The sequence below is a fragment of the Paenibacillus canaveralius genome, assembly GCF_047238265.1.
Classification (GTDB): Bacteria; Bacillota; Bacilli; order Paenibacillales; family NBRC-103111; genus Paenibacillus_F.
Genome location: NZ_JBDFMM010000001.1, coordinates 1,984,796 through 1,997,075 on the forward strand (window position 1 = coordinate 1,984,796; position 12,280 = coordinate 1,997,075).

The 12,280-nt window shown below is 50.8% G+C and carries 10 protein-coding genes and 2 pseudogenes; 10 read left to right on the forward strand and 2 right to left on the reverse strand.

Going from position 1 to position 12,280, the window contains the following annotated elements:
• The first annotated feature begins 16 nt into the window (after positions 1 to 16).
• The 6 genes and pseudogenes from ABC395_RS09380 (at position 17) to ABC395_RS09405 (ending at position 8,548) form a co-directional block, all read left to right on the forward strand.
• Complete coding sequence (locus ABC395_RS09380) at positions 17 to 3,694, forward strand: response regulator (protein WP_413002471.1); 3,678 nt, start codon at positions 17 to 19, stop codon at positions 3,692 to 3,694.
• A gap of 83 nt (positions 3,695 to 3,777) precedes the next feature.
• Positions 3,778 to 4,648, forward strand: a pseudogene (locus tag ABC395_RS09385) (CheR family methyltransferase).
• 46 nt (positions 4,649 to 4,694) lie between these two features.
• Positions 4,695 to 5,858: pseudogene (locus tag ABC395_RS09390) on the forward strand (response regulator); the annotation flags it as partial.
• Between the two features lie 366 nt (positions 5,859 to 6,224).
• Positions 6,225 to 7,406 carry a glucose-1-phosphate adenylyltransferase gene (locus tag ABC395_RS09395; protein ID WP_413002472.1) on the forward strand — a complete coding sequence of 394 codons (1,182 nt, stop codon included), beginning with the start codon at positions 6,225 to 6,227 and terminating at the stop codon, positions 7,404 to 7,406.
• A 13-nt stretch (positions 7,407 to 7,419) separates the two neighbouring features.
• Positions 7,420 to 7,812, forward strand: a complete 393-nt coding sequence (locus tag ABC395_RS09400; protein ID WP_413002474.1) for a general stress protein — start codon at positions 7,420 to 7,422, stop codon at positions 7,810 to 7,812.
• Positions 7,813 to 7,918: 106 nt separating this feature from the next.
• Positions 7,919 to 8,548, forward strand: coding sequence for a hypothetical protein (locus tag ABC395_RS09405; RefSeq protein ID WP_413002476.1), 630 nt, complete (start codon positions 7,919 to 7,921; stop codon positions 8,546 to 8,548).
• A gap of 673 nt (positions 8,549 to 9,221) precedes the next feature.
• Here ABC395_RS09405 and ABC395_RS09410 read toward each other — a convergent pair.
• Both ABC395_RS09410 and ABC395_RS09415 read right to left on the reverse strand, forming a co-directional pair.
• Entirely contained in the window at positions 9,222 to 9,380 is a 159-nt protein-coding gene (locus tag ABC395_RS09410; protein WP_413002478.1) for a hypothetical protein, read from the reverse strand.
• Positions 9,381 to 9,420: 40 nt separating this feature from the next.
• Complete coding sequence (locus tag ABC395_RS09415; RefSeq protein ID WP_413002479.1) at positions 9,421 to 9,882, reverse strand: Dps family protein; 462 nt, start codon at positions 9,880 to 9,882, stop codon at positions 9,421 to 9,423.
• A gap of 193 nt (positions 9,883 to 10,075) precedes the next feature.
• Between ABC395_RS09415 and ABC395_RS09420 the strand changes: the two genes are divergently transcribed.
• The 4 genes from ABC395_RS09420 to ABC395_RS09435 all read left to right on the forward strand — a co-directional run bounded on the left by ABC395_RS09420 (position 10,076) and on the right by ABC395_RS09435 (position 12,263).
• Complete coding sequence (locus tag ABC395_RS09420; RefSeq protein WP_009675468.1) at positions 10,076 to 10,534, forward strand: DUF948 domain-containing protein; 459 nt, start codon at positions 10,076 to 10,078, stop codon at positions 10,532 to 10,534.
• A gap of 147 nt (positions 10,535 to 10,681) precedes the next feature.
• Positions 10,682 to 11,017 (forward strand): STAS domain-containing protein, encoded by a 336-nt coding sequence (locus tag ABC395_RS09425; RefSeq protein ID WP_009675595.1) that lies wholly within the window; start codon positions 10,682 to 10,684, stop codon positions 11,015 to 11,017.
• Between the two features lie 20 nt (positions 11,018 to 11,037).
• Positions 11,038 to 11,487, forward strand: a complete 450-nt coding sequence (gene rsbW / locus ABC395_RS09430) for an anti-sigma B factor RsbW (protein WP_103995049.1) — start codon at positions 11,038 to 11,040, stop codon at positions 11,485 to 11,487.
• On the forward strand, positions 11,484 to 12,263 hold the full coding sequence (locus ABC395_RS09435) for a sigma-70 family RNA polymerase sigma factor (protein WP_103995048.1): 780 nt from the start codon (positions 11,484 to 11,486) through the stop codon (positions 12,261 to 12,263). Before rsbW ends, ABC395_RS09435 begins: the two co-directional genes overlap by 4 nt.
• Positions 12,264 to 12,280: the final 17 nt, after the last annotated feature.

Below are 12,280 nucleotides of genomic sequence, written 5' to 3' on the forward strand. Positions count from 1 at the left end.
GAGAGGGAAGTTTTCTATGAAAATATCAACAAAGCTCATGGCGGGTTTCGGGCTTTTGTTTATTCTGATGTTCGTGCTTGCGGGAATCGGGACGACACGGATAAGCAGTATCGACGAGAGCCTGGACAGCGCGTTTGTCAACCGCTTTAACAAGACACGGATGGCCTATACGGCCCGTTCGGATGTCAATACGATCGCCAAGTATATGGCGAATCTGCTGCTTAACACAGACCCCAATCAATTGGGTGCCAAAGAAAATCTGGCTAAAACGAACACTTACAAAGAAAAGCTGAAAGAAGGGGTGACCGCTCTCCAGAAATCCGCCGATTCGGATGTGGAGAAGCAGTTAACCTATGAAACGGTCAAAAGCACCGAAAATTTTATGACCTACCTGAACCAGGCGATCGAGCTGTACGAAAGCGGCAAGATCGTGGAAGCCAACAAACTGAGAACGGATATCGGCGTGACTTATCAGGATCAGGTAACGGACAGCGTGGATCATTTAACGCAGTATCTGGACGATAACGTACAAAAAGGGATTAACGAATTTAAAGCCTCCAACAGCAAAACGCTTTTGATGACGATTTTGCTGACAGTGGCCGCTCTCGTGATCGGCCTCGGGGTCATGTACTGGATCATGCGCAGCTTGTCCCGCGGGCTTGCCCTGCTGACCGGCATGATCAAAGGCTTCGGCAACGGCCGGTTTGATCCGGGCTACCGCGTCGAGGTGACGACAACGGACGAATTCGGCAAAGTAGCCGATGTCTTTAATACGATGGCCGACGACCTGGAAGAACTGATGCATAACGAACGGACGTTCAACAAGCTGAATGAAGATCAGGCATGGCTGAAGTCCAACGTGGCGAACATGAGTATGCTCCTTCAGGATCAGACGAACATGCACGACTTGACGAGCAGCTTTATTTCGGAAGCGTCCCGGATGATCGGCGCGACGTTCGGAGCGGTGTATCTGCTGGAGCGGGAAGGCATGAGAACACGGCTTGTCCTCTCCTCCGCGTATGCGTTCGACAAAGATCCCGAGGACAACCTTCTTCCCGAATTCGCGCTCGGCCAGGGTCTTGTCGGCCAGGCGGCCGCGGACGGCCGGCGGATTATGGTCCAGGACGAGGTCGATAAGTATCTGACTATCCAGTCTTCCTTCGGACAACTGGACGCGAAGTATCTCGTTGTGGAGCCGGTCGTATCCGAGGACGAAATCGGAGCGGTCGTCGAATTTGCGGGGTTGAAAATGCTCAGCGAGAAAGAGCTGGATCTGCTCGAGCAGCTGACGGAGAATCTTGCGGTCTCCATCGGCCGTATCCGTTCCCGCGAACGGGTCGAAGAACTCCTCCGCATGTCGCAGGCATTGACGGAAGAGCTCCAAAGCCAGTCTGAAGAGCTAATTTCCCAGCAGGAAGAATTACGCACCTCCAACGAGAAGCTCGAGGAGCAGACGAAGGCGCTGAAAGCGTCCGAAGAACTGCTGCAATCCCAGCAGGAAGAGCTGGAGCAGAATAACGAAGAACTGCTCCGCAAAACGAAACAGCTCCAGATCCAGGTTCAAGAGACGGAACTGGCTAACCGCCAGATCGAGGAAGCGAAGGAAGCGCTGGAGAAGCAGGCGTTCGAGCTGGCCATGGCATCGAAGTACAAATCCGAATTTTTGGCCAATATGTCGCATGAACTGCGTACTCCATTGAACAGTATGCTTATTCTTTCGCAGATGCTTGCGGAGAATAAAGACAGTAATCTGTACGACAAGCAGGTGGAATACGCGGAGACGATTCACTCTTCCGGCTCCGATCTGCTGAAACTGATCAACGATGTCCTTGACCTTTCCAAGGTGGAAGCCGGAAAAGTGGAGGTTCAGGACGAGTATGTGCTCGTGCCGGATATCATGGAAACGATCCAGCGCTCGTTCGAACAAGTCGCCCGGAAGAAATCGCTGGGCTTCGAAATTACGATCGACAGCGCCGTGCCGCGGATGCTTTATACGGACAGTATGCGGCTGGAGCAGATTTTGCGGAATTTGCTGTCCAACGCTTTTAAATTCACGTCACAAGGTTCCGTACATCTGCATGTTTATCCCGTCCGGGAAGGAACGCCTCAGATCGCTTTCTCCGTCAAGGATACGGGTATCGGCATCGCCGAAGAGAAGCAGCAGATCATTTTCGAAGCGTTCCAGCAGGCTGACGGAACGACGAGCCGCCAGTTCGGCGGAACGGGTCTGGGCCTGTCCATTTCCAAACAGCTGGCGGGCCTCCTCGGCGGTACGATCGAAATCTGCAGCCGGGAAGGGGAGGGCAGTACTTTCACGCTGTTTATTCCGCAGCGGCAGTATTCCGAACGCGTAGGAGCAGCGTCGGAGGCCGCTGCCGCGGGACAGGAGCAGCAGGTTCTGCCGCTTCCGGGTGGTCCTGCGGCACCGCCGCTTCCGGCACCTGCCCCCATGCCGGTTAAACCGGCTCCGAAATCCGCCCAGCGCGAAGTGGAGGACGACCGCGGCACCATCTCCGAGAACGATAAAGTGCTGCTGATCGTCGAAGACGACGTGCACTTTATGAACGTGCTCGTCGATATGGCCCGCAGCCGCGGATTCAAGGCTCTGGTCGCGATGCAGGGGGATATCGGCCTGCAGATGGCGAAAGAGTATAAACCGGACGGCATCATTCTGGATATCCAGCTGCCGATCGTCGACGGCTGGTCGATTCTCGTCCAGCTCAAGAACAATGCCGAGACCCGGCATATCCCCGTACATGTCATGTCGGTCGTCGACGAAGTGCACCAGGGGCTTTCCATGGGCGCGATAGCTTACATGCGCAAGCCTTCCAGCAAGGATGTGCTGGAGCAGGCCTTTGTCGAACTGGAAGGGTTTATCGATCAGAATCTGCGCAAGCTTCTGCTCGTGGAGGACGATCCCGTCCAGCTGAACAATCTGATCGAGCTGATCCGCCATGACGATGTCATTATCGAGGTGGCGCTCACGGCCGACGATGCGATCGTGAAACTCAGAGAGCAGCATTTCGACTGCATGGTGCTCGACATCGGCTTGGCGGATCAGTCCGCATTCGATCTGCTGGAGCGGATTAAAGCCGAAGAGGAGCTTCGCCGGCTGCCGATTGTTATTTACACGGAAAAAGAATACGATAAGAAGGACGAGATGAGACTCAAGAAATACGCGGAGTCCATCATCATCAAGAACGTGAAGTCGCCCGAACGGCTGCTTGACGAAACGGCGCTGTTCCTGCACCGGGTCGAAGAAACCCTGCCGGAAGAGAAAAAGCGGATCCTCCAGCGCCTGCACAGCAGCGAGGCGGTTTTCTCGGGCAAAAAGGTCCTGCTCGTCGACGACGATATCCGCAACGTTTTTGCGCTCTCCAATCTGCTGGAAGGGTACAATATGAAAGTGCTGTTTGCGGAGACCGGCCGCCAGGCTCTTTCCATTCTGGAGAAAGAACCGGATCTGGATCTGGTCCTGATGGATATTATGATGCCGGAGATGGACGGCTACCAGGCGATGAAAGAGATCCGCAGCATGCCGCAGTTCGATAATCTGCCGATTATCGCCCTGACGGCGAAGGCTATGCGGGATGACCGGGAGAAGTGCATTCAGGCCGGCGCGTCGGATTATATAACAAAACCGATAAATAATGATCAATTAATGTCTCTAATTCGCGTTTGGTTGTTTAAGTAAGAGAAGGAGCAAATGCGAACCCTCTGATGAGAAACATCTCAGACGTGCCACAGGATCGATTCGGAGGAGAAGGAGAGAGACGATTGGATTCTAATTTTCAACCTATAGATCAACTGCCGACTTTTTCCGGTCAGCAGGCCGAGCACGAACGTATTGAGATTAATCTGCTGCTGGAGGGCATCTACCGCATTTACGGCTATGATTTCCGCAATTATTCGTACCCCTCCATCCGGCGAAGAATCTGGCACCGCATTCTGGCGGAGAAGCTGACTACCGTCTCGGGCCTCCAGGAGAAAGTTCTGCATGACCGCGAATGTCTGGAACGGCTGCTGTCGGACCTGGTGATCCACGTAACCGAGATGTTCCGCGATCCCGAGGTGTTCCTGACCTTCCGGCAGAAGGTGGTCCCCCTGCTCCGCCAGTATCCGGCGATCCGCATCTGGCATGCGGGCTGCGCCACCGGGGAAGAAGTGTACTCCATGGCCATCCTGCTGCACGAAGAGGGGCTCTACGACCGTACCCGGATTTACGCCACGGATATCAACGAAGATGTGCTGAAGAAGGCGGAGAAAGGAATCTACCCGCTTCGCAGCATGAAAGATTATACGAGAAACTACCTGCAGTCCGGAGGCAAGGAAGCTTTCTCGAAGTATTATACGGCTTCGAAGGATTCCGTTACGCTTCATTCTTTTTTGCGTGACAATATAGTCTTCGCCCAGCATAACCTGGTTACGGACCGTTCGTTTAACGAATTCCACGTGATTTTGTGCCGGAATGTATTGATCTATTTCAACACGCAGTCTGCAGAACCAGGTGCATACGCTCATATACGAAAGTCTGGGACCTTCGGGTTTCCTGATTTTGGGCGATAAAGAAACGATCACTTTCACCAAGCACGCGTCCGCTTACGAAGCCGTCAGTACAGCCGACAAAATATACCGCAAGGTGCAGTGACGCTGCATAAGATGAGGAGACGAGTTGGAGGAAGGGGTTTCTCGAAGTGAACTTGGATGAACCGATTAAAATACTGATGGTGGATGATCAGCCCGAGAATTTGCTGGCGCTTGAAGCGGTTCTTGCGGAAGAGAATTACCATCTGGTAAAAGCGGGCTCGGGTGAAGAGGCCCTTCGATGTTTACTGCACGACGATTTCGCCGTGATTGTCCTGGATGTTCAGATGCCGGGTATGGACGGTTTCGAGACGGCCCGCTGGATTAAATCACGGGAGAAATCGAAGGATATCCCGATTATTTTCATAACGGCGGCCTCCCACGAGAAGGAGCATGTATTCGCGGCTTATTCCGTCGGGGCCATTGATTATATCGTTAAACCGTTCGTGCCGCACACGCTGAAAGCGAAGATCGAAGGCTTCGTCAACCTGTATCTCGTTCAAAAAAAGCTCCAGCACCAATCGGAGCTTCTCAATATGCGGACACAGGAACTGCTGACGGCCAAGGAATCGGCGGAATCCGCCAACCGGGCGAAGTCCGAGTTCCTTGCGCTGATGAGCCACGAAATCCGCACACCCATGAACGGGGTCATGGCGATGACCGACCTGCTCCTGGAAACGGAGCTTTCGGATGAACAGCGGGAATACGCCGATACCATTTCACGCAGCGGTGCCGCACTGCTGCATATTATTAATCAGATTCTTGATTTTACCAAATTGGAATCTTCGAAAATGGAGATGAACACCGAACCGTTCGATCTTGACGTTTGCATGGAAGAAACGATGGATCTGTTCTACGGCGAATGCCGCAAGAAGGATCTTAAGCTGGAACGGGAAATCGCGGAGAACGTGCCGTCCCATCTTATCGGGGACGAGCTGAAGCTCCGGCAGGTGCTCATTAATCTGATCGGCAACGCGGTTAAGTTCACGGAGACGGGCGGCATTAAGGTTAAAGTGAGCCATCTGGGAAGGGTCGGGGACGGCAGCCGGATTATTCTTCAATTCCGGGTCCGTGATACCGGTATCGGCATACCGGCCGAGAAAAGAAACCGGCTGTTCCAGCCTTTTACACAGGTCGATTCCTCGATGACCAGGAAATACGGGGGAACCGGTTTAGGCCTTGTCATTTGCCAAAATCTTGTGGAGCTGATGTCCGGCAAGATGGAGGTTTATTCGGAAGAGGGACAGGGTACCGAATTTGTTTTTACCATACAGGCGGAAGAGCTCCGCGCATGATAAAAGCTTCGTAAACACGCTAAGAATGCGGTTTGCGGGGCTTTTTTTGTTGTCTTTTTTTATTGTTTCAAAGGGATGGGGGCGGTGTAAAAACAGGTATTACCGAGACATAGAGGTTGGTGGAGCTAAGAGAGAAGAAACAAACCGGGCTGTGACGTCATAAGAGCAATACATTTACAGATCGTACAAATAAAACCGGGCAAATCAAATTAAGGTGATTATGAATTCTCCGCACGGGGTATTTAAAGTTAGACAAGTATCACACGTACCTATATAAACAAGAACTTCTTCTTATAGAAAAATAGAAAAGAGAATCGACAACTACGAAAGGATCAGGTGACAGAGATGAGAAAACAGAGTGTAGCAATACTATTAGCAGGAGGTGAAGGCCGCCGACTCGGTGCCCTGACCCAAAACACGGCGAAACCGGCGGTTCATTTCGCAGGCCGCTACCGTATGATCGATTACGCGTTGAGCAACTGCCGCAATTCCGGCGTCGATACGATCGGTGTAGTAACCCAATACAAACCGGAATCTCTTCATCAGCATATCGGAACAGGTGAAGCTTGGCTGAGCGAAACGGACAAAGGATGCGTTGAAGTGCTTTGCTCGAACCAGGAGCATGTAATCGGCAACGAATTCACGGGAACCGCAAACGCGGTGTATCAAAACCGCCACTTTATCGAAAAGCACGATCCGGAATATGTACTGGTGCTTTCGGGCGACCACATTTACCAAATGGATTACAGCAAAATGATCGAACAGCATCAAAAGCTCGGTTCTGTGGCGACAATCGCGGTGAAGCCGGTAGGCTGGGACGAAGCGAGCCGCTTCGGTATTATGAACACGGATGAAGAAGGCCGTATCATTGAATTCGAAGAAAAACCGGCTCAACCGAAAAGCAATCTGGCTTCGATGGGAATTTACGTATTCAACTGGGATTTCCTGAAGAAAGTGCTGGAACAAGATGATTTGTCCGCGCAATCTTCCCACGACTTCGGTAAGGACGTCATTCCGATGATGGTCGAGGAAGGCGTACGCGTTCATTCCTTCTCCTATGAAGGCTACTGGAAGGATGTAGGCACCATCGACAGTCTGTGGCAGGCGCAGATGGACCTGCTCAACGGTTCTCCGCTGATGAGCGAGCTGGAATGGCCGATGTATACGGCCCAGATTGCCAACGTGAAGCCGCACGTCGACCGTACGGCCAAAGTGGACCGTTCCCTGATCAGCGAGAACTGCGCCGTATACGGCCAAGTTCAGAACTCGGTAATCTCCCATGGAGTTTACATAGGCAAAGGCAGCATTCTGACGGACTGCGTTATCATGCCGAATGTCCGGATAGGGAACAACGTGAAGCTTCACAAAGCCATTATCGGTGAGGGAAGTGTATTGTGCGACGGTGTAACGGTTGGCAAGACGGATGCCGAAACGATTAGTGTCGTCGGAGATCATGAAGTGCTTTACAAGATCAACGACAAAGCTCCGAAAATTTACCTGCCTCGTCTCGAGCAGCGTATCGGTTAAGGGGGATATTCAAGTGAATCATTCCATTATTGTCGTCGACAGCGAAAAGGAAATCCGGGATGTCATTCGTCAGCTTCAAACCGCCGGTTGCGAACCGCACTGCATTCATGTGCTGTCCGACGAAGCGGTAGACACGGAAGAGATGCTCAGACCGCGTTACACAAGCCGTATCGGCTTCTCCGCCGAGCAAATGGCTTACACGATGGCGACTATTTTCCGCGGCAGCGGCAGAGCGATGCGCTCCAAGCTCATCTCGCTGGGGCTGGCCGGCAGTGCGATTCCTCATTACGAAGAGGAAATTTCCCGCGGACGTATTGTCGTTGTGGCGGTACCCAGCCAGTTTATTTATGCCTATGATGCCAGCTATGCCGATCAGGCGATCGAAGCGTCTGCGGCGGGCCAGTAATCAGGCGCTCAGGTATCTAACGGTTTTCGTTTTACGAACCATTTTGCCTTCTGCTGAACATCCCTTAGCCGCTCATGACCCCAATACGTCTTAGGAGGGACTCCAGATGAACAAGAAATCACTGACGATGGTGCTGCTTGGCGGTGCGCTGCTTTTCGGCGGCGCTCAAGGACTTGAGGTGCCTGCGTCCGCAGGTGCGGATGACGGACTCATTTCTAAGGCGGCACCTCCTCTGGTTCTTGGTGCTGGAGGCGCCATGACGGACATAGCGGGCTATAAGAGCGCTAGCGAAACGGTATCGGCAAAACCGGCGGTCGTTCTGGCCGAGCAAACGCCTGCCGGGGCATCCGGCTCTGTTAAGCTGGAACACGTTAACGGTATCTCTCTATCCGACGATGAGAACACAATTGTCAAACATAAGGGAGAACCGACATCCGTCCGGAAAGATGAATTTTTCGGAGATACGAAAATTCTCGAGTATCCCGATTGCAGTGTGGCCGTAGGCGAATACGGGGTAGAATACGTAGAAGTTACGCCTGAGCATAAACAGATTACGATCGACGGCAAGCGGGTCGCAAACAATTTGCAGGCTCTCGAAAAGACGCTGGGTGAGCCTTACTGGGTGGCCGAGGACGGCTTGGTCTATACGCAGGACAGTCAAGCATTGAAACTGTTCGTAGACCCTGACAGCGGCCGGTTAAAATCAGTTCAATTCTTTTCCAGCGTTACGGAATAACGTTCTTTTAATAAAATCATATAGCAGAAACAGGCCCGCGTTAAGCGGGTCTTTTTTGTTGTCACTTTTTTGAAGTGAGGCAAAGACCCGGACTGCGAATTTTAAACGGTTCAATGGCTATCCAACGAAACACTGTACGTGAGAAAAAGGGCGGCGGTCGAGCGAATCTGATTTTCCTGAGGGGGATAACCGCGTGATGATGAAGGTTAACGAAATCGTAAAGCTCTGTTGCGAGAGAAGGACACCAAGAAGAGTAACTGCTCTGTGAGTGACGGTACTTGAAGGATAGCGGCTCTTTTGCCGCGGGACTAGATGCATCGCAAGCGGCTGGCGGGCGAGAGGAGAACGGGAGAGGTGAGCTGAGTAAGATAAGATAGATGCGCAAGCTCGTATGTTTTTGACCGGTGTTCCTGCGGGTACTCCAGCGAAAATCATTAGCGTCTGTCCGGAGCAGCCGTAAGCTCTTTGTTGCCTTGAAGATTGTTCGGGAGCTATCTACACTTGATAATGATGAGTAGAGGCAACCCCCGCTTCATATGGCGGGCAGATCCCGCGCGGTGCACCGCCGTCCAGCTGCCGGTGTCACTCGCCGTAAACGGAAGAGGGAGGGCGGCCAACGTAACGAGGGCACAAAAAAATCAGCCTTCGAAGAAGGCTGATGGAAGGAAATCCATTAAAATTTGGGGAATACATATTTAACGAGGAAGTAAAGGAAACCAAAGAAAATGATGAGATAAGCCGCATATTTGATAAAAGTAGAAGCGACTGCGCTCGAATCCGATCTTTTCTCAATATGCCTCTGCTCAATGTCGACATTCTTGTCTTGTTCCATGGGTAACCCTCCTCCCTGCATGAGATCGGTTATGGTAGTCTTAATCGTTTATGTAAGACTCCAGCATCCAGATGTGTTTCTCAAGATTGGTGCAAATTTCGGTCAGCATATCAGCCGTACCGTGATCGCCTTCCTTCTCGGCGGTTTCGATCGCTTCCTTGGATTCTTCCGTAATGGTGCGGAAATCCTGGATAAGCTCTTCGACCATCTGTCCGGCATTGCGCTCCGGAGAAACTTCTTTGATAGAAGAATTCGTCTGGAATTCTTTTGTCGTGGAAAGCGGGTTCCCTTTAAGTCCGAGGATACGCTCGGCAATCGTATCGAGGTACAGGTCCGCTTCTTTATAGAGCTCTTCGAATTTTACGTGGAGAACGAAGAACGAAGGACCTTTAAGGTACCAGTGGAACTGATGCAGCTTAACGTACATAACACCCCAGTTTGCCACTTGTTTATTAAGTAAAGTTACGGTTTGTTGTTCTTTAGCTGTAGATGTTTTAGCCATGATAAAATTCCTCCCTTTTACTTTGAGTAGTCGTGTCTACAAGCTCATTACCCGCAGCTTCACGGGGCGAAACAAGGCAAATTATAGCGGGAAATCCGCTGTTTCAAAGTGCCCGGAAGGTGGTAAAACTGAGATGAGCCGGTCGATCCGGCGATTCATGAGCAAGGTTCACGTATAAGGGAGGGGATAGCTTATGATATGGCAAATTAGTTTAGCGGTTATTGCGATTGCCTTTGTGGTGCTCGTCGTTTTTCTGGTAAAGACACTCCGGTCGGTGACCGATCTCGTTGCCCAGACTAACCAGACCATTCAGCAAGTTCAGCAGCAGGTGACGGTGGTAAGCCAGGAAGCAAACGAACTGCTTCGTCATACCAATGAGGTTAGCCTGGACGTACGCAACAAGCTCCATGCGCTCGACAAAACTTTTTATACCATTAAAAATGTCGGGGACGTGGTAAGCGAAATTACGACTTCCGTGCGCCAAACCTCGGCTACCGTAACGAATACAATGAGAAATAAAGTGGAGAAAGAGCTTAACTCTCCGAAAAGCATCGTGAACCGCATCGCACCTCTGGTTCCGGTAGCGGTAGATATGTGGAAGAGATTGAAGCAGAGCCGCACGACGAACAGCAAAAGCGTAGCCGTCAAGTAAGACGGCTTCTTACAAAGAATAGCCCGAAGCGGGCTGGTAACAACAGGTAAAATAAAAAGCTGTTTCACTTGGATTCAAGCCGGGTAAAGTAAGTAGTATGTGCAGGTATTATAATTGGTGGGTCATTGACTAAGGAGGACAAAATAAATGGTGCAAGAGAACAAATTCAGAATGGAAAAACAAATTACAGATGATGATAACATCATTTCTTTGATCGGGGAGCTGGATCTATCCAAGGCATCCGAGTTTAATACAAACGTGGACCCGTTTGTGCAAGATGTGGGACGCAAACTTATTCTCAATCTCAAAGAATTGACCTATATCGACAGTACGGGAATCGGAGTCATACTTACGATCATCAAAACCCGTCATGCATTAAAAGCGCCTTTTGCGGTTGAGAATATCCCACCCAAGGTCCAGAAGTTGTTTGACCTTACGGGGTTGACACCGTTTTTGTCGGCTGTAGCGAATACTGTGAACTAAGAAAGGAAAGAAAAGGGTCTATGGAATCCAAAAATCGTACTGTGAGTTTAACGCTGCCTGCTGAAGCTGAATACATTGATCTCGTCCGTTTGACGCTTTATGGAATCAGCTCTAAGATGGGTTTCTCTTATGAAGATATCGAAGATATGAAAGTCGCCGTTTCGGAGGCTTGCAACAACGTCGTGGTTCACGCCTATGAGCCTGGCCAAGGCGGCAAAATGGAAGTTCATTTCGAAGAAGTGGACGGCGGGATTAAAATTACCGTGCAGGATCAGGGTCTGAGCTTTGATCATGTCACGAAGGTAGGTTCCGCCGACTCGCTGCACAATAAATCTCTGGATGAAGTGAGCAGCGGCGGTCTCGGATTATATCTTATGCAAGCCCTGATGGACCATGTAGAAGTGAAAGGGGATCAGGGGACTGTTGTTATCTTAACGAAGATGGTCAGCAAAAGTGAGGAAATGGTATGAAATTACAATCCGAGAGGAAAGAGATGGAGCATATCCATGATCTGATTCGACAGTATCAGGAAACCGAATGCAATGATATCGCTACCTCTTTGCTTATTCAATACGAGTCTACTGTGAAAATGGCCGCAGCGAAGATGTCCCGCAACCGTCCGGATCTGTATGAAGATCTGATCCAGATCGGGCAAATATCTCTGCTAAAGCTGTTTAAGCAGTTTGACCCTTCTCACGGTGTGCAGTTTGATGCTTATATGATGAAAAGCATTATCGGCCACATGAAGAATTATCTTCGTGACAAATCCTGGTATATCCAGGTTCCTAGACGAATTAAAGAAAAAGGATTCCAGATCCAGCAGGCAATCGATCATCTGACGATGCGGCTGGAACGCTCTCCCAATGTCAATGAAATTGCGGAAGAACTGAGTCTGACTGTCGAGGAAACGATTGAAATTTTGGCAGGCCGCGAATGCTATCATTATGTGTCCTTGGACATGCCGCTTTCAACCGAAGAGAACGGGTCAACGATTGGCGACGTCCTGGGTACTCAGGTGGATGAGTATCTTAATGTCGACAACAAACTCGATTTGCAGGAGGCGTTAAGCCACCTGAAGCCTGAGGAGCAGAAAGTCCTGATGCTGGCTTACGTGGATGGATATTCGCAAAGAACCATCGCCCAGGATCTTGGCGTTTCTCAAATGAGCGTATCCCGTATTCAACGCAGAGCGCTGGATAAGCTGCGCAAATATTTCGAGAAAAACAAGCCTGGTGAAGGAGCTTGAATCGTTCAGGCGGCAAT